The sequence below is a fragment of the Methylobacterium sp. Leaf399 genome (genome assembly GCF_001424525.1).
Classification (GTDB): domain Bacteria; phylum Pseudomonadota; class Alphaproteobacteria; order Rhizobiales; family Beijerinckiaceae; genus Methylobacterium.
Window position 1 is genome coordinate 226,587 of record NZ_LMQK01000001.1, and the last position, 16,104, is coordinate 242,690.

Genomic DNA, 16,104 nt, shown 5'->3' on the forward strand with positions numbered 1-16,104 from the left:
GAACCGATGAACGCCGCCCAGATCGTGATGCCGGCCCTCGGGCCGGCCCTGCCCGAACTGATCCTCGCCGTCGGTGTCCTGGTACTGATCCTGTACGGCGCCTTCAAGGGCGAGCGCTCGGTGGAGGGCGTCAACGTCGGTGCCTTGCTGCTTCTCGTGCTGGCACTCTTCGTCGTGGTCTCGCAGACCGGCCTCAAGGTCACCACGCTCAACGGCTCGTTCATCGTCGACGGGTTCTCCCGCGTGATGAAGGCCCTGGTGCTGATCGGCTCGGCCGCGACCATCCTGTTGTCGCGCGACTACTTCCAGCGCGAGCGCATCGACCGGTTCGAGTTCCCGATCCTGGTCGTGTTGTGCACCATCGGCATGATGGTGATGGTCTCGGCCAACGACCTCATCGCCCTCTACCTCGGCCTCGAACTGCAGTCGCTCGCGGCCTACGTCATCGCGGCCTTCCATCGCGACAACCTGAAGTCGACCGAGGCGGGCCTGAAGTACTTCGTCCTCGGCGCGCTGTCGTCGGGGATGCTGCTCTACGGCGCCTCGCTCGTCTACGGCTTCACCGGCACGGTCTCGTTCCCCGGCATCGTCTCGGCGCTGCACGAGGGCGCCGGCTTCGGCATCGTGCTGGGCATCGTGTTCGTGGCGGCCGGCGTCGCATTCAAGATGTCGGCGGTGCCGTTCCATATGTGGACGCCCGACGTCTACGAGGGCTCGCCGACGCCGGTGACCGCCTTCTTCGCCTCGGCGCCCAAGATGGCGGCGGTGGCGATGACGGTGCGGATCTTCATGGGCGCCTTCCCCGACGTCACCGCGATCTGGCAGCAGATCATCGTCTTCGTGTCCATCGCCTCGATGACGCTCGGCTCCTTCGCGGCCATCGGCCAGACCTCGATCAAGCGGCTGATGGCCTATTCCTCCATCGGTAACGTCGGCTACGCGCTGATCGGCTTGGCGGCCGCCTCCGAGGAGGGCATCCGCGGCGTGGTGATCTACATGATCATCTACCTCGCCATGACGCTGGGCGCCTTCGCGGTCCTGCTGTCCCTGCGCCGGGGCGGCCGGATGTTCGAGACGGTGGACGACCTCTCGGGCCTGTCGCGGACCCATCCGGTGATGGCGTTCTGCCTGGCCGCGATGATGTTCTCGCTCGCCGGCATCCCGCCGCTCGCCGGCTTCTTCGGCAAGTTCTACGTCTTCGCCGCCGCCATCAAGGCCGACCTCCTGGCGCTCGCGGTGATCGGCGTCGTCACCAGCGTGATTGGCGCGTTCTATTACATCCGCCTCGTCAAGGTGATGTACTTCGACGAGCCCAAGGCCCCCTACGAGGCGATGGCCCCGGGCCTGCGCATCGTGCTCGGCCTGTCGAGCGTCGTGGTGATCCTGTTCTGGCTCCTGCCCGCACCGCTGGTCGGCGCCGCCGGGGCCGCGGCCAAGTCGTTGTTCTAGCGCGCGGATGGACTACCGGCTCGGGGCCGCCGCCACGGCGGCCGGTCATCGTCTCGTCGTCCACGACAGCCTCGGCTCCACCAACACCGAGGCCCTGGAGCGTGCGCGCTCCGGCGAGGCCGGGCCGCTCTGGGTGGTCGCCCGGCGCCAGGAGGCCGGCCGCGGCCGGCGCGGCAACTCCTGGACATCGCCGCCCGGCAACCTCGCCGCCAGTCTCCTGCTGAGCGTGGACGACGTCGATCCCGGCAGGCTCGCGACCCTGGGGTTCGTGGCCGGGGTGGCCCTGGTGGATGCGGTCCGTGTGGTGTGCGGCGACGCGCGCACATGCGTTTCGGCCGACGCGACGCATCGGGACGAGGTCGAGGGATCGAGACCGACCGAGGTCGGCGGCCCGCGCTTGAAGTGGCCCAACGACGTCCTCCTCGACGGCGCCAAGCTCGCGGGCATCCTGCTGGAGGCGGAAACGCTCCGCGACGGCCGGCGAATCGTGGTCGTCGGCTTCGGCGTCAACGTCGCGGCGGCCCCGGAGGGATTGCCTTATGCCGCGACGTGCCTCAGGCAGGCGGGATGCGTGGTCGACGCGCCGGACGTGCTACGGGCCTTGTCCGACACGATCGTCGCGGCGATGCGGCTGTGGCACCAGGGCGAAGGCTTCGGGCATGTGCGCGCGCGGTGGCTCGCGAGCGCGGCCGGGCTCGGTAGGCCGGTGTCGGTGAGCCTCGGCACGGGCCGGGTGCAGGGAATTTTCGAGACGATCGACGACGCCGGACGGCTCGTGGTCGTCTCGGACGACGGAACGCGACGGACCGTGACGGCGGGCGAGGTGCATTTTGGGACGGCCGCGACGGCGGCTTGAGGTTGTGACAGCTATGACGACAAGGCAAGACGAGCTCGTCTTCGTGCCGCTCGGCGGCGTGGGCGAGATCGGGATGAACGCGGCGCTCTACGGCTTCGGGCCGGAGAAGGGTCGCAAATGGATCATGGTCGACTGCGGGATGGGCTTTGCCGGCGAGGAGGGTTTCCCCGGCATCGACCTCATGTTCCCGGACCTCAGCTTCATCGAGGAGCGCCGCGACGACCTCCTGGCGATCTTCATCACCCACGCGCACGAGGACCACATCGGGGCGATCGGCGAACTCTGGCACAAGCTCAAGGTGCCGGTGTACGCGACGCGCTTCGCCAAGAACCTGCTGGAGGCCCGCCGTCTCAGCGAGCCGGGCGCGCCCAAGGTGGTGCTGCGCGAGATCGCGGCCGGAAAGCGCGTCGTGGTCGGCCCGTTCGACATCGAGTTCGTGCCGGTCTCGCACTCGATCCCGGAAGCCAACGCCGTGGCGATCCGCACCCCTTCGGGGCTCGTCCTCCACACCGGCGACTGGAAGCTCGACCTGACCCCGATCCTGGGCGACGTTACCTCGGCCGCCGCCTTCACGGCGCTGGGTGACGAGGGCATCCTGGCGATGGTGTCGGATTCCACCAACGTCATGCGCACCGGCAGCAGCCCGAGCGAGGCCGAGGTCGCCAGCACGCTGGCAGAGTTGATCGCCGAGGCCCCCCATCGGGTCGCCGTCACCACCTTCGCCTCGAACGTCGCCCGCATGCGGGCCGTCGCCCTGGCGGCCAAGGCCTGCGGCCGCGAGGTCGTCGCCGTCGGCCGGGCGATGGACCGGGTGATCGAAGTGGCCAAGGAATGCGGCTTCCTCGACGGGCTGCCCGATTTCCGGCCCGCCAGCGCCTACGGCTACCTGCCCCGCGACAAGGTCGTGGTGCTGCTCACCGGCTCGCAGGGCGAGGACCGCGCGGCCCTGGCCCGCGTTTCCCGCGACGACCACCCCGACGTCACCCTGGCCGCAGGCGACCGCGTGATCTTTTCCTCGCGCGCCATCCCGGGCAACGAGCGTTCGGTCGGCGCGATCATCAACGACCTGATCAACGCCGGCATCGAGGTCGTCACGGACCGGACCGCCCTCGTCCACGTCTCGGGCCATCCGCGCCGCGACGAGATGGCGGAAATGTACGCCTGGACGCGACCGAACACGGTGATCCCCGCCCACGGCGAGGCCCTGCACCTCGACGAGCATGCGCGGTTCGCCCGCGAGCAGGGCGTGCCGAACGTGGTCAAGGCCCGCAACGGCTGCGTCGTGCGCCTCGCACCCGGCACGCCGGAGATCGTCGACCACGTCAAGTCCGGCCGCCTGTTCAAGGACGGCAACGTGCTGGTGGACGCCAAGGACCGGGCGATCCCCGAGCGCCGCAAGCTCTCGCAGTCGGGCATGGTCTCGGTGGCCATCGCCATCGACGATCAGGGCACCGTGCTGGGCGAACCGGCCATCGACATCATGGGCCTGCCCAACCGCGGGCGCACCGGCCAGCCGATGCTCGACGTCGTGGTCGAATCCGTCTCGCGGACGCTGGCCGGGCTCTCGAAGGGCAAGCGCCGGGACTCGGAGGCGGTGGAGAACGCCGTCGACCGCGCCCTGCGCTCGGCCGTCAACGAGGCCTGGGGCAAGAAGCCGGCCTGCCACGTCCAGGTGGTCGAGGTGTGAGATGTCGGACCCTCCCCGCTCCGGGGAGGGAGCCGGCGGCGGATGTTCGAACGAGAGAGGAGCGACACATGATCGGGCGTCTCAACCACGTGGCCATCGCGGTGCGCGATCTCGATGCGGCCTGCGCGATCTATCGCGATACCCTGGGTGCCACGCTCACCGAGCCGCTGCCGCAGCCCGAGCACGGCGTCACGGTCGTGTTCGTGGAACTGCCCAACAGCAAGGTCGAGCTGATGGCGCCGCTCGGTGAAGGCTCGCCCATCGAGAGCTTCGTGGAGCGCAACCCGAACGGGGGCGTCCACCACGTCTGCTACGAGGTCGACGACATCATCGTCGCCCGCGACAAGCTCAAGGCTCAGGGTGCGCGGGTGCTGGGCACCGGCGAGCCCCGCATCGGCGCCCACGGCAAGCCCGTGCTGTTCCTCCACCCGAAGGATTTCCTCGGCACACTCGTCGAGCTGGAGCAGGTGTGAGCGCGCTGCTGCAGACGCTGACGACCTCGACCGGGCGGACGCTGGGCGCCGTGCTCGCCCTCGGCGCTGCCACGGTGGCGATCGCGGTGGCGTTGTTCGGGCTCTCGATCTTCGGTGCGGTGGCGCTGTATTTCGTGGTGTGGTGGACGCTGCTGTTCGCCATCCTGCCGTTGCGCAACCAGGCCGAGACCGATCCCGCGCGGCTGGTGCCGGGCCAGGACCCCGGCGCTCCCGCGAGCCCGCGCCTGCGCGAGAAGGCGATCTGGACCAGCCTCGTGGCCAGCGTCGTCTTCGTGGTCACGGTGGCGGTGCTGCCGCTGGCCGGCCTCTAGGACTCCGGCCGGCCATGGCCCGGATGCGCAAGAAGGCCGACCTGCCGACCAAGATCTGCGCCCATTGCCAGAAGCCGTTCGCCTGGCGAAAGAAGTGGGAGCGGGTCTGGGACGAGGTCCGCTATTGCTCGGACCGGTGCCGGACCGAGGCCAAGCGGTCGGGCTGATTCCGTCCGCTCAGGCGCGATCCAAGGCGTCCGGCGTATCGACGTCGTAGCGCACCGCCGCGTCCATCGCGATCTCCACCACATCCCCGCGCCCGGCCAGCAACCGCCCGGCGCCGCGGTCGCCCGACAGGCGCGCGATGTCCTGCCCGAGGCGGGCGCGATCGAGCAGGACCGGATTGCCGCGCCTGCCGCCATGGATCGGAACGACGGCCGCCGGCCGGGGCTCCCCGGCCGCATAAGCCGCCGCGAGAGCGGCCAGATGGTCGGGCCGGATGCGCGGCATGTCGGCGAGCATGACGATGATCCCGCCGGTCCCGGCCGGGACCGCGGCGAGCCCGAGCCGCAGCGAGCTCGCGAGGCCGTCCTGCGGTGCCGGGTTCGTGAGACAGGCGAGGTCCAGGCCGTCGAGGGCGGCGCGGATGCGCGGACCGTGGGTGCCCAGCACCACCGTCACCGGCCCGAGCCCGCTCGCCAGTGCGGCCTCGGCGGCATGGCGCACCAGGGGCTTGCCCTCGAGGAGGGCGAGGAGTTTGGGCGCCTCGCCGAAGCGGCTGCCCCTGCCGGCGGCGAGCAGGAGGATGGCGATGGCCTCAGGCATCGTCGTCGGCGCGTTCGCCGCCGTCACGCGGCTGGGGCCGCGAGACGATCTCCGTGAGCAGGCCGCCGACGCCCATGGCGACGATGTCGGAGCGCGCCACGGCGAGATCCGCCAGATGCCGCTGCAGCACCCAGTCGAAGCCGTTCTCCTTGGGCGAGCGGGCGCAGCCCGGCGCCCCGATCACCGGCACGTCGCCGCGCGCGCCCACCAGGAGAAGGTTGCCGGGGTCAACCGGCATGCCGAGGTGGACGACATGGCCGCCCGCCGCCTCGATACCCATCGGGATCACGTCGCGGCGGTCGGCGATGGCCGAGGCGCCGAAGATCAGGACGAGGTCGGCGCCGCTTTGCTCGACGAGGGTCGCCACCGCCTCGGCCACCGCCCCGGGTTCGTGGGGAATGCGGACGTCGCCGATCACCGCCGCACCGGTGGGCGCCAGACGGTGCCGGAGGTTGCGCAGGGTCTTGTCGACCGTGGCCGGTTTCAGGCCCGGCAGCAGGGTCGAGACGACCCCGACGCGGCGGCGGCGGTAGGGCGCGATCCGCAGGGGCGGCTCGCGCACGGCGGCGCAGGCCATGGCCAGGACCGGCCCGGGGACGGCGTAGGGAATGATCTTGACCGTCGCCACCATCTCGTCCGCGGCCACCGGCCGGAACGGCGCCAGGGTCGCCACGGTGATGGCCTCGTCGACGCCGTTGATCGCATCGATGCCGGCGCGCTCCACGAGAAGCAGTCCCGCGAGCCCGGCGAACAGGTTGCAGCGCCCGGTGAAGGCGGGCTCCCGCCGCAGCCCGTCCCCGGCGATGCGCTCGGCCAGATGCGAGGCGGCCTCGTCCTCGCCGATGTCGCCGGGCTCCAGGCTCGCCGCCACCACCTCGTCGAGCCCCGCCTCCTGGAGGTGGTGCAAATGCTCGGGCCGGAGGCGGCTGCCCTTGCGCAGGGTCAGCGATCCGGCGCGCAGGGTATGGGCGGTGATGAGACCGACCGCCCGGGCGGTCGGAACGCGACCGAACTTCACGCGCCGCCCGAAACTTGGCTAGAGCTGCCAGCGGCTTGACCCGGCGTGCCAGCGGCTTGCCCCGCACTACTCTTGCGCTGGCTCGCGACGATCTGGGCGAGGATCGAGACCGCGATCTCGGCCGGGCTGACCGCCCCGATGTCGAGGCCGATCGGGGCCGCGATCCGTCCGATCTCGGCCGCCGAAAACCCGGCCTCCGTCAACCGCTCCACCCGCCGGGCGTGGGTCTTACGCGAGCCCAGCGCCCCGACGTAGAAGCACTGCGCCTTCAGGGCGGCGATCAGGGCGGGGTCGTCGATCTTTGGGTCGTGGGTGAGGGCGACCAGGGCGCAGTAGCGGTCGAGCGGCGGCACCGACGAGGCGAAGGCCTCGTCCGGCCATTGCGTCACCAGGGTGGTGCCGGGAAAGCGGTCGGGCGTCGCAAAGGCGGTGCGCGGGTCGATGACGCTGACGGACAGGTCGAGGGCCGCCGCCATCGGGCAGAGGGCCTGGCTGATGTGCACCGCCCCGATCACCACGAGGCGGACCGGCGGCACCTGCACGGTGAGGAACACCTGCCGGCCCTCGATGGTGACGAGGCCGCTCTTGCCCGACAGGAGGTGGCGCGTGAGGAGGTCGGCGAGGGGATCGTCGCCGATCTGCGCCTCGCGCACCACGCGCTGGCCACCGTCGTCGAGGTCGCTGAGCAGGATCGCGGCCCGGCGGGCGGCCCGCTCGGCGTTGAGGATGGCGAGGGTCTCGAGCTTCATGACGCGGCCGGTTCAGTCGATCCGTTCGACGAAGACGCGGATGCGCCCGCCGCAGGAGAGGCCGACCCGCCAGGCGGTCTCGTCGGCCACTCCGAATTCGATCACCCGGGGGTGCCCGTCGGCGATGGCCTCGAGCCCCTCGGTGATCACCGCGCCCTCGACGCACCCGCCGGAGACCGAGCCGAGGAAGTTGCCGTCCTCGTCCACCACGAGGTGGCTGCCCACCGGGCGCGGAGCCGAGCCCCAGGTCTCGACCACGGTGGCCAAAGCCACCTGCCGCCCGTCGCGCCGCCAGGATTCGGCCGCCTTGAGGATGTCGGTCTCGGCCGAGAGCATGGATCGCCTCCGCTGCGGTCCGCACGCCGCCGCCCCGCTCAAGGTAGGCCCTCTTCACGACAGAACAATCTGCAATCGACGATTCCGCCACGCGGCACCGGCCGGCCCACCCCGTCCGGCTGCGCTTTCGCACCGGCGCGCCCGGCGCTATCCTCGCATCGGGACAGGCGGATCGGGCGGGCGTTCATGGGCGGAGTTCTTCGGGCGGCCCTGGCGTTCGCCGTGCTGACGATGTCCGGGTGGGGGCTCGCGGCAGAGGCGCAGACCGTCGTCAGGATCGGGCTGTCCGCCCCCCTCACCGGCCCCGATGCCGCCTTCGGGCAGGGCATGCGGCTGGCGGCCGAGCAGGCCGTGGCCGATCTCAACCGTACCGGCGGGCAGACGTTCGCCCTGGTCGTCGCCGACGACGGCGGCGACCCGCGCCAGGGGCTCGCCGCAGCCAAACGCCTCGCCGCCGACAAGGTCGGATTCGTGGTCGGCCCCCTCACCCCCTCCGTGGCCGCCCTCGTCGCCCCGGCCTACGAGGCCGCCGGCATCGTCCTGGTCACGCCCGGCGTCTCCTGGGCGCCGCTGACCGCCCGCGGGGCCTGGAACGTCTTTCGCACCGGCGGCAGCGACGCCGAACAGGGCCGGATCGCCGGCACCCATCTCGCGCAGGCCTACGGCGGCCGGCGCATCGGGATCGTCCACGACAAGTCGGCGTTCGGACGCGGCCTCGCCGACGAGGTCTCGCGGGTCCTGAAGGCCTCCGGGCGGACGGATGCCGCCTTCGAGGGGTTCGACCGCGGCGAGCGCGACCTGTCGCGGCTGGTGGCGCGCCTCGCCCGGGCGCAGGTGGAGGTGGTCTATCTCGGCGGGCTCGCGGCGGACGCCGCCGTCCTGGTCAAGGCCCTGCGAAACGCGGGCCTCACCGTGCCCCTCGTCGGCAGCGACGGCCTGATCGACAGGGATTTCGCGCCCGATGCCGAGGGCACGCTGATGACGGCGCTGCCCGAACCGCGCAAGCTTCCCGATCCCAAACTTCCCGATCCCAAACTTCCCGATCCCAAGCAAGCAGACCTCAAGCAAGCAGACCTCAAGGGGGCCACCGCGCGGTCCCCGCGCAGCCCCGAGGCCGAGGCGATCGCCGGACGGACCTACGCGGCGGTGGAGGTGCTCGCGCGGGCGATGGCGCAGGCGAAGTCGACGGACGGGCGCAGGGTCGCCGCATGGCTCCATGCGGGCCGGCCCGTGAAGACCCTGATCGGCGACGTCAGCTACGACGCCCGCGGCGACCTGACCGCCTCGGGCTACGCCCTCCACGCGTGGCGTCGCACCGGCGACGGCCGGGTCGACTACGTCGGGAATCAGATCACCCCGTGATGGCGCGGCGTGCGCCAGCCGTTCGGGCCGGCGACAGCTGTCGAGAGAAGCGACTCGGCAACCCTGTCGCGGAACTGTCCGGGTGAGGCCGGCGCTAAAAGCTTGCGTGGATACGGCGCGAACATTATGTGCAGGACACGCTTGCCGGTGATGCGCATCCGATTCTTTCGGACCCGCCGCCCCCAGCGTCTCGCCGAACGGGTCGATTGTGGTGTCCCGGCCGCCTCGTTCGGGCGTCCGGCTGGAGATGGTGAATGGCGAAAGAAGAGTTGATGCAGTTCGACGGTCTCGTGATCGAGATCCTGCCGGATGCGCGCTACCGCGTGCAGCTCGACCAGGGTCACGAGATCGTGGCCTACACGGCCGGCAAGATGAAGAAGAACCGCATCAAGACCCTGGCCGGGGACCGCGTCACCGTCGAGATGTCGCCCTACGACCTCGAGAAGGGCCGTCTCGTGTTCCGCCACAAGGACGAGCGTTCCGCCGGTCCGCGTCCGCCGATCCGCGGCCAGTTCCGCCGTCGCTGAACGTCTTCGTCTCCGTCGCCCCTTTCCCGACCACGACACGACCCCGGACCGGCCTGCCCTCGCGCCGCCCGTCCGGGCCGATCTCCACCGTCCGTTCGGTCACGCGGCGGTGATGTCCCCCGTATCATGAGTGCGCGACAGCCGATGGCTCTTGCCGTCGGGGATGCTCGATGGCCTGCGCGCGCTTCGAGATAGCGTATTCCCGCCCCCCGGTGCCGGATCCGGAACCTCCCGCCATGCGTGGCACGGTCTGGGCGGTCATTCCCGCCGCGACGGCTCGGGGAGGCCCATCGGACCCCGATGCAGGCCGAGCGAACGATGGCCGATCAGCGCTTGGCCGTCTCGGCGCGCTTGGGCTTGGCCTTCTCCGGCGCCGTCCCGGCGATCAGCTCCGAAAGCCGGCGCTGGTCGAAGCCGGCGGCCCCGTCCTTGCCGCTCGCCTTGGTCGCCTCGACGCTCGTCCGGTCCCCGCCCCTGGGCGCGATCGAGCCGGTGGTCACCGGGTCGGCCGGGGCGGCGGCGGCACGCGCCTCCGCGGCCGGCTCGCGCTGGACCCTGAGCGCCCAGTGCGCGGCGGTCGAAAGTGCGGCGATCGCGAGGATCGCCTTGATCCCGCCCGTCAGAAGGCGTCGCATGATGGTCTCGTCCGGATCTGCACGATGGTCGGGGAACGGTTCCCCGTCCGAGCGCCATTCTGCGCAAAGATCCCTAATGGATGCTTGCCCGACGCAACGTATTCAGTCTCGGAACGATGCAGGGATGAATATTCTGCGTATGGCGGCCGAACGGACAGGGCCGCGCGACCCTTTCTGAGGTCGCGCGGCCCTGTGTCGTCGTTACGCGTTCGGCCCTCGGCCGATGGGGTTCAGCTCAGGGAGCCGCAGAACCGCTGGATGCGGTTGCAGGCTTCCTCGAGGGCGCTGTTCGAGGTAGCGTAGGAGATGCGCAGGTTCGGCCCCAGCCCGAAGGCCGAGCCGTGGACGGCGGCGACGCCCTCGGCCTGGAGCAGTTCCACCACGAAATCCTCGTCGGTCTCGATCACCTTGCCCGACGGGGTCTTGCGCCCGATCGTCTCGGCGCAGGACGGATAGACGTAGAAGGCCCCCTCCGGCGTCGGGCACTTCAGGCCCTTGGTCTGATTGAGCATCGACACCACGAGGTCGCGGCGTTCGTGGAAGGCGGCACGGAACTGGGCGAGATGGTCCTGCGGCCCGTCGAGCGCGGCCACCGCCGCCCATTGCGAGATCGACGAGGCTCCCGAGGTCTGCTGGCCCTGCACGAAGTCCATCGCCTTGATCAGGTGCTCGGGGCCGGCGGCGTAGCCGATGCGCCAGCCGGTCATCGCATAGGCCTTCGAGACGCCGTTCATGGTGAGCGTGCGCTCGTACAGGCCGGGCTCGACCTGGGCCGGGGTCACGAACGCGAAGTCGCCGTAGCAGAGGTGCTCGTACATGTCGTCGGTGAGCACCCAGACGTGCGGGTGGCGCATCAGCACGTCGGTGATCGCCTTGAGCTCGTCGCGGGCGTAGGCCGCCCCCGAGGGGTTCGAGGGCGAGTTGAGGATGATCCACTTGGTCTTTGGGGTGATCACCCGCTCCAGCTCCTCGGGCTGGAGCTTGAAGTCGTGCGCCATGTCGGTCTCGGCGAAGACGGGCGTGCCGCCGCACAGCACCACCATCTCCGGGTAGGAGACCCAGTAGGGGCGCGGGATCACCACCTCGTCGCCCGGGTTCAGGGTGCCGAGCAGCGCGTTGTAGATGACGTGCTTGCCGCCGGTGCCGACGATGGTCTGGCTCGGCTTGTAGTCGAGCCCGTTCTCGCGCTTGAACTTCTTGGCGATGGCCTCGCGCAGGGGCACGATGCCCGAGACCGGCGGATACTTGGTCTCGCCGCGCCGGATCGCTTCGATGGCCGCGTCCTTGATGTGGTCGGGCGTGTCGAAGTCGGGCTCGCCCACCGACAGGCTGATCACGTCCATGCCCTTGGCTTTGAGCTCGCGCGCCTTCTGCGTCATCGCGATGGTCGCGGATGGCTTCACGCGGGAAAGGGCGTCGGACAGAAAGCCCATGGCGGCATGCTCCTGGTCATCGGGTTTGGCGCAGTGCGAGGAGACGAAAAACTCGCCTGCGGCGGCGGGACCGTAGTGATGCAAGCCAACAGGGGCAAGATCTCGGCCGGCCCGTACAGAACAACCCTGCCTCGCGCTGCCGTCTCGTGCGGAAGCGGTCACTTCCTGGCGAAAAGAACCGTCGCACAGGCGAGTTCGAGGAGCTTGTCGTGGGAGAGACCGCGGCAATGGGCACCGTCGAGCTGTTCCATCGGCGCGCGCAGCAGGTCGGCGACGGTCATCTTCTTGAAGCGCTTGCGCAGGTCGGGCGGCAGGCCCGCGGCCCAGGAGGCCAGGATCCAGTTCAACGCCCAGACCGGATGGGTGGAATCGATCACCGTCACATCCTCGACGGTGATGTGATCCTCGAAGAGACGCCGCAGGCCCTGCGGCGTCGCGTTGAAATAGTGATGCGGGTAGCCGTGATAGGGCTGCAGGAACGGCATGCCGCAATAGAGCCGCCCGCCGGGCTTGAGCACCCGCGTCAGCTCCCGCGCGCAGGTGAAGGGGTCGCGGACATGTTCGAGCACGGCCACCGAGATGACGGCATCGAAGCTGTCGTCCCGGAAGGGCAGTTTCTCGCCCACCCCCAGCACATCGGTGGAGGGGTAATCGACGATCTCGTAGTTGACGACGTTCTCGAAGTAGACCGGACGGTTGCCGGCACCGCAATCGAGGACGAGCCCGTCCGGGTAGCTCTCGACGAGTTCGAGGCCGTGAGCGTCGTAGGCGTTCGAGGACACCGAGTTCGTCGCGACGATGCGGTTCTCGTCACGCAGCTCGCTCGTCAGGAAATTGGCGAGATCGCCTTCCCAGGTGCACGCCATGTCGTCCCGCAGGAGCGGCCGAACCCGCGCCATCTTGGCCGCGCGCGCCGCCGCGAGGTCGGGATTGTGAACCGCGATCGGACGGCCCTCGCGCAGGCCGAAGCGCTTGACGTGGTCGTAGGTGGAGGCGAGCCGGCCATCGGCCACGAACGCCCGCACGTCGGGATTGCAGGAGAGGTATCGCCCCTCGTCGTAATTCTCTTCCGTGACGGGAACCATGAGGGCGAGCGGCATGGGGCATCCGATGGCGGGAATCCGCGCCGGCGACCGCCGGCGTGAAGGTCGCCCGGTCTAGCCGGTTCCAGGCCGGGCCGCACCCTAGTTGCTCGCCGGCGCGGCGGGCGGACCCGCCTGCGCACCCGCGGTGGGTCGGTCAGATGCCGCCGAACACCCAACGGAACTTCGACAGGAAGCCGCCACCCGACTTGGCCGCACGCGCCTCGGCCGGCTCCTCCTTCGCCTTGGCCTCCACCTCCGGCTGGACGAGACCGAGAGCGGCCGTATCGGTCGTCTCGCGGTCGATCAGGATGAAGCCGCCGGTGTCGCGGTTGTCGCGATAGGCGTCGACGGCGACGGGACGGTCGAGGGTGAGGCTCACGTCGGCGATGTCGTTGGCCACCAGCCGCGCGGCGGGCTCGGGGCTCCCCGTCTCCAGGTCGATGCGCGTCCGGATCTCGGTGACAACTGCGTTCACCGTCACGGTGCCGATCTTGGCGAGCAGGCTGGCACCGGGCAGCAACTCCCGCTCGGCCGCCCAGAACAGGCGGGCGTCGAGCCTGTCGGTCACCCGCATCGGCGCGTCGGCGGCCGCGATGACCGAACCGCGCGAGGCGTCGATCTCGTCGGACAGGACCAGGGTGACCGACTGGCCCTCGCGGGCCTCCGGAAGGTCGCCGTCGGCGGTGACGATCCGGGCGATGGTCGAGGTCCGGCTCGAGGGCTCGACGACGATCGCATCGCCGGGGGCGATGCGGCCGCTGGCGACGAGACCCGAGAACCCGCGAAAGTCCGAGTTCGGGCGATTGACCCACTGGACCGGCATGCGGAAGGGCGCGGCCTGCTCCTCGACGCGCACCGGCACCTCTTCGAGGTATTGCAGCAGCGGCGTGCCGCGGTACCAGGGCACCACCGCGCCCGGCAGCACGACATTGTCCCCGTTCTTCGCCGACAACGGAATGGCACGGACCTCGGCAAAGCCGAGCGGTGCCGCGAAGGCGTCGAACGCCTGCGTAATGGAATCGAACTTGTCCTGGGACCAGCCGACCAGATCCATCTTGTTGACGGCCAGCGCCACGCGCCTGATGCCGAGCAGCGAGACCAGGAGGGCGTGCCGGCGCGTCTGCCGGGTCAGGCCGGCGCGGGCGTCCACCAGGATCACGGCGACATCCGCCGTGGAGGCGCCGGTGGCCATGTTGCGGGTGTACTGCTCGTGGCCGGGTGTATCGGCGACGATGAAGGACCGCTTGTCGGTGGAGAAGAACCGATACGCGACGTCGATGGTGATGCCCTGCTCGCGCTCGGCCTGGAGGCCGTCGACGAGGAGAGCGAGGTCGATTTCGGCGCCCTGGGTCCCGTGCTTGCGCGAATCGCGCTGGAGAGCGGTGATCTGGTCGTCGAAGATCTGCTTGGTGTCGTGGAGGAGGCGGCCGATCAGCGTCGACTTGCCGTCGTCGACGGAGCCGCAGGCGATGAAGCGCAGGACCTCCTTGTGCTGGTGGGCGGCCAGGAAGCTGTCGTAGCCGAAGGCTTCGGGTGCGTGATGGATGGTCATCTCTAGAAATACCCCTCCTGCTTCTTGCGCTCCATGGCACCCGACCCGTCCTTGTCGATCACCCGGCCCTGGCGCTCGGAGGTACGGGCGGCCAGGGTCTCGCCGATGATTTCGGGAAGGGTCACGGCCGGGCTCTCCACCGCGCCGGTCAGCGGGTAGCAGCCGAGCGTGCGGAAGCGGACCTTGCGCATCTGCGGCGTCTCGCCGGGCGCCAGCGGCAGCCGCTCGTCGTCGACCATGATGAGCTGGCCGTCGCGCTCCACCACGGGGCGCTCGGCCGCGAAATAGAGCGGTACGATCGGGATGCCTTCCTGCTCGATGTAGAGCCAGACGTCGAGCTCGGTCCAATTGGAGAGCGGAAAGACGCGCAGGGATTCGCCGCGCTTCTTCTTCATGTTGTAGATGTGCCAGGGCTCGGCGCGCTGGCGCTTGGGGTCCCAGCGGTGCTGCGCGGTGCGCAAGGAGACGATGCGCTCCTTGGCGCGCGACGCCTCCTCGTCACGGCGGGCGCCCCCGAAGGCCGCGTCGAACTTGTGCGTGTCGAGGGCCTGACGCAGCCCTTGCGTCTTCATCACGTCGGTGTGGACTTCCGAGCCGTGGCTGATCGGGCCGACGCCGCGGTCGAGCCCGTCCTGGTTGGTGTGGACGATCAGGTCGAGCCCGAGCTCCTTCGCACGGGCATCGCGAAACGCGATCATCTCCTTGAACTTCCAGGTGGTGTCGATGTGCATCAACGGGAACGGCAGGCGCCCGGGCGCGAACGCCTTGAGCGCCAGATGCAGCAGCACCGAGGAATCCTTGCCGATGGAATAGAGCATCACCGGGTTCTCGGTCTCGGCGACCGTCTCCCGCATGATGTGGATGCTCTCGGCCTCGAGGCGCTGCAGGTGGGTCAGTCGCCCTGACCGCGTCGCGGCGAGGGTCGGGGAAGCGGCGCTCATCGGGCCATCTCCGGGCTCGTGTTGCGGGTGGTCGTCTCGAAGGCGTGGGGCTCGGAGCCCGGCTCGACCGACGCTGCGGACGGGTGGAGGTGCAGGCCGCATTCCTTTTTCGATTCCTGCTCCCACCACCAGCGCCCGGCCCGCTCGCTCTCGCCGATCTTGACGGCGCGGGTGCAGGGCGCACAGCCGATCGAAGGAAAGCCCCGGTCGTGCAGCACGTTGTAGGGCACGACATTGTCCAGCACGAAGCGGTCGACGTCCGCCCGGCTCCAGTCCGCGAGCGGATTGATCTTGATGAGCCCGTGCGCCTCGTCGGCCTCCGCCAGGGGCGTCTCGGCCCGGTTGGCGGATTGCCCGGCACGCAGGCCGGTCAGCCAGCCGGCAGCACCAGCGAGCGCCCGCCCGAGGGGCTCGACCTTGCGCAGGCCGCAGCAGGCCTGGCGCGCGGCTACCGACTGGCGAAACCCGTTGATGCCCTCGCTCGCGACGAAGGCCTCCTCGGCCACGCGCTCGGGCGCATAGGCCATGATGCGGATGCCGTAGGCCGCTTCCGTCTCCGCCCAGACGTCGTAGGTCTCCGGGAATAGACGGCCGGTGTCGAGGGTGACGATCTCGATCCGCCCCGGTTCCGACTGGCTCCGGCCGAGGCTCTTGGCGTCGAGGCTCTTGGCCATGGCGAGGGCGTGGGTGAGCGCCTGGTCCTCGATCCCGAGGCTCGTGGTGAACACGAGGCGGCCGGGGACGGTCGCTCCGACGAGGCGGATGCGGCCGGGGAGATCGAGGGGGGCCATCGCCGCCGCGAGGTCGCGGGCCGCCCGGTCGAGGGGAATGCTCATGAGGGTGATCGAAGAAGCCTGTTGTCGTGAGCCTGAGATGTTCGCTATAACGAACGGTGTCAAGGCAT

18 protein-coding genes are annotated in these 16,104 nt (G+C 70.0%); 8 read left to right on the forward strand and 10 right to left on the reverse strand.

Going from position 1 to position 16,104, the window contains the following annotated elements; translation table 11 throughout:
• Window positions 1-6 precede the first annotated feature (6 nt).
• The 6 genes from nuoN to ASG40_RS20125 all read left to right on the forward strand — a co-directional run bounded on the left by nuoN (window position 7) and on the right by ASG40_RS20125 (window position 4,964).
• Window positions 7-1,449, forward strand: coding sequence for an NADH-quinone oxidoreductase subunit NuoN (gene nuoN, locus ASG40_RS01130; protein WP_055879167.1), 1,443 nt, complete (start codon window positions 7-9; stop codon window positions 1,447-1,449).
• Between the two features lie 7 nt (window positions 1,450-1,456).
• Complete coding sequence (locus ASG40_RS01135) at window positions 1,457-2,305, forward strand: biotin--[acetyl-CoA-carboxylase] ligase (protein WP_055879171.1); 849 nt, start codon at window positions 1,457-1,459, stop codon at window positions 2,303-2,305.
• A gap of 13 nt (window positions 2,306-2,318) precedes the next feature.
• Window positions 2,319-3,992 carry a ribonuclease J gene (locus ASG40_RS01140; protein WP_055879175.1) on the forward strand — a complete coding sequence of 558 codons (1,674 nt, stop codon included), beginning with the start codon at window positions 2,319-2,321 and terminating at the stop codon, window positions 3,990-3,992.
• A 68-nt stretch (window positions 3,993-4,060) separates the two neighbouring features.
• Window positions 4,061-4,465 (forward strand): methylmalonyl-CoA epimerase, encoded by a 405-nt coding sequence (mce, locus tag ASG40_RS01145; protein WP_055879178.1) that lies wholly within the window; start codon window positions 4,061-4,063, stop codon window positions 4,463-4,465.
• Window positions 4,462-4,797 (forward strand): DUF1467 family protein, encoded by a 336-nt coding sequence (locus ASG40_RS01150; RefSeq protein WP_055879181.1) that lies wholly within the window; start codon window positions 4,462-4,464, stop codon window positions 4,795-4,797. Before mce ends, ASG40_RS01150 begins: the two co-directional genes overlap by 4 nt.
• Before the next feature lie 14 nt (window positions 4,798-4,811).
• The gene (locus tag ASG40_RS20125) at window positions 4,812-4,964 is read left to right on the forward strand and encodes a DUF2256 domain-containing protein (protein ID WP_200938132.1); all 153 of its coding nucleotides are present in this window, start codon (window positions 4,812-4,814) and stop codon (window positions 4,962-4,964) included.
• Window positions 4,965-4,974: 10 nt separating this feature from the next.
• Here the strand turns inward: ASG40_RS20125 and ASG40_RS01155 are convergent, their stop codons facing one another.
• The 4 genes from ASG40_RS01155 to ASG40_RS01170 are packed head-to-tail and all read right to left on the reverse strand — an operon-like array spanning window position 4,975 to window position 7,665.
• A complete protein-coding gene (locus ASG40_RS01155) occupies window positions 4,975-5,562 on the reverse strand; it encodes a nucleotidyltransferase family protein (RefSeq protein ID WP_055881047.1) in 588 nt (195 codons plus the stop codon).
• Entirely contained in the window at window positions 5,555-6,580 is a 1,026-nt protein-coding gene (locus ASG40_RS01160) for a molybdopterin-binding protein (protein WP_055879184.1), read from the reverse strand. Before ASG40_RS01160 ends, ASG40_RS01155 begins: the two co-directional genes overlap by 8 nt.
• Window positions 6,577-7,329 carry an XdhC family protein gene (locus tag ASG40_RS01165; protein ID WP_082523838.1) on the reverse strand — a complete coding sequence of 251 codons (753 nt, stop codon included), beginning with the start codon at window positions 7,327-7,329 and terminating at the stop codon, window positions 6,577-6,579. The genes ASG40_RS01160 and ASG40_RS01165 overlap by 4 nt, the downstream gene beginning before the upstream one ends.
• Window positions 7,330-7,341: 12 nt before the next feature.
• Complete coding sequence (locus tag ASG40_RS01170) at window positions 7,342-7,665, reverse strand: XdhC family protein (RefSeq protein ID WP_055879188.1); 324 nt, start codon at window positions 7,663-7,665, stop codon at window positions 7,342-7,344.
• 186 nt (window positions 7,666-7,851) lie between these two features.
• Between ASG40_RS01170 and ASG40_RS01175 the strand changes: the two genes are divergently transcribed.
• Entirely contained in the window at window positions 7,852-9,027 is a 1,176-nt protein-coding gene (locus tag ASG40_RS01175; RefSeq protein ID WP_055879191.1) for a branched-chain amino acid ABC transporter substrate-binding protein, read from the forward strand.
• A gap of 254 nt (window positions 9,028-9,281) precedes the next feature.
• Window positions 9,282-9,554, forward strand: coding sequence for a translation initiation factor IF-1 (infA, locus tag ASG40_RS01180; RefSeq protein WP_055879197.1), 273 nt, complete (start codon window positions 9,282-9,284; stop codon window positions 9,552-9,554).
• 326 nt (window positions 9,555-9,880) lie between these two features.
• Here infA and ASG40_RS01185 read toward each other — a convergent pair whose 3' ends face one another.
• From ASG40_RS01185 to ASG40_RS01210, 6 genes are all read right to left on the reverse strand, one after another.
• A complete protein-coding gene (locus ASG40_RS01185) occupies window positions 9,881-10,189 on the reverse strand; it encodes a hypothetical protein (RefSeq protein WP_055879200.1) in 309 nt (102 codons plus the stop codon).
• Between the two features lie 230 nt (window positions 10,190-10,419).
• A complete protein-coding gene (locus tag ASG40_RS01190; RefSeq protein ID WP_055879203.1) occupies window positions 10,420-11,622 on the reverse strand; it encodes a pyridoxal phosphate-dependent aminotransferase in 1,203 nt (400 codons plus the stop codon).
• Between the two features lie 158 nt (window positions 11,623-11,780).
• A complete protein-coding gene (locus ASG40_RS01195) occupies window positions 11,781-12,722 on the reverse strand; it encodes a class I SAM-dependent methyltransferase (protein WP_055879206.1) in 942 nt (313 codons plus the stop codon).
• A 139-nt stretch (window positions 12,723-12,861) separates the two neighbouring features.
• On the reverse strand, window positions 12,862-14,259 hold the full coding sequence (gene cysN / locus ASG40_RS01200) for a sulfate adenylyltransferase subunit CysN (RefSeq protein WP_055879209.1): 1,398 nt from the start codon (window positions 14,257-14,259) through the stop codon (window positions 12,862-12,864).
• Between the two features lie 2 nt (window positions 14,260-14,261).
• Window positions 14,262-15,200, reverse strand: coding sequence for a sulfate adenylyltransferase subunit CysD (cysD, locus tag ASG40_RS01205; RefSeq protein ID WP_055879212.1), 939 nt, complete (start codon window positions 15,198-15,200; stop codon window positions 14,262-14,264).
• Window positions 15,197-16,036: a phosphoadenylyl-sulfate reductase gene (locus tag ASG40_RS01210; protein ID WP_055879216.1), complete on the reverse strand. Its 840-nt coding sequence runs from the start codon at window positions 16,034-16,036 to the stop codon at window positions 15,197-15,199. Before ASG40_RS01210 ends, cysD begins: the two co-directional genes overlap by 4 nt.
• Between the last annotated feature and the right edge of the window lie 68 nt (window positions 16,037-16,104).

Bases quoted from the DNA above. Each gene is read 5' to 3' on its own strand.
- nuoN (WP_055879167.1), top strand. From the start codon at position 7: ATGAACGCCGCCCAGATCGTGATGCCGGCCCTCGGGCCGGCCCTGCCC.
- ASG40_RS01135 (WP_055879171.1), top strand. From the start codon at position 1,457: ATGGACTACCGGCTCGGGGCCGCCGCCACGGCGGCCGGTCATCGTCTC.
- ASG40_RS01140 (WP_055879175.1), top strand. From the start codon at position 2,319: ATGACGACAAGGCAAGACGAGCTCGTCTTCGTGCCGCTCGGCGGCGTG.
- mce (WP_055879178.1), top strand. From the start codon at position 4,061: ATGATCGGGCGTCTCAACCACGTGGCCATCGCGGTGCGCGATCTCGAT.
- ASG40_RS20125 (WP_200938132.1), top strand. From the start codon at position 4,812: ATGGCCCGGATGCGCAAGAAGGCCGACCTGCCGACCAAGATCTGCGCC.
- ASG40_RS01155 (WP_055881047.1), bottom strand. From the start codon at position 5,562: ATGCCTGAGGCCATCGCCATCCTCCTGCTCGCCGCCGGCAGGGGCAGC.
- ASG40_RS01165 (WP_082523838.1), bottom strand. From the start codon at position 7,329: ATGAAGCTCGAGACCCTCGCCATCCTCAACGCCGAGCGGGCCGCCCGC.
- ASG40_RS01170 (WP_055879188.1), bottom strand. From the start codon at position 7,665: ATGCTCTCGGCCGAGACCGACATCCTCAAGGCGGCCGAATCCTGGCGG.
- ASG40_RS01175 (WP_055879191.1), top strand. From the start codon at position 7,852: ATGGGCGGAGTTCTTCGGGCGGCCCTGGCGTTCGCCGTGCTGACGATG.
- infA (WP_055879197.1), top strand. From the start codon at position 9,282: ATGGCGAAAGAAGAGTTGATGCAGTTCGACGGTCTCGTGATCGAGATC.
- ASG40_RS01185 (WP_055879200.1), bottom strand. From the start codon at position 10,189: ATGCGACGCCTTCTGACGGGCGGGATCAAGGCGATCCTCGCGATCGCC.
- ASG40_RS01190 (WP_055879203.1), bottom strand. From the start codon at position 11,622: ATGGGCTTTCTGTCCGACGCCCTTTCCCGCGTGAAGCCATCCGCGACC.
- ASG40_RS01195 (WP_055879206.1), bottom strand. From the start codon at position 12,722: ATGCCGCTCGCCCTCATGGTTCCCGTCACGGAAGAGAATTACGACGAG.
- cysN (WP_055879209.1), bottom strand. From the start codon at position 14,259: ATGACCATCCATCACGCACCCGAAGCCTTCGGCTACGACAGCTTCCTG.
- cysD (WP_055879212.1), bottom strand. From the start codon at position 15,200: ATGAGCGCCGCTTCCCCGACCCTCGCCGCGACGCGGTCAGGGCGACTG.
- ASG40_RS01210 (WP_055879216.1), bottom strand. From the start codon at position 16,036: ATGAGCATTCCCCTCGACCGGGCGGCCCGCGACCTCGCGGCGGCGATG.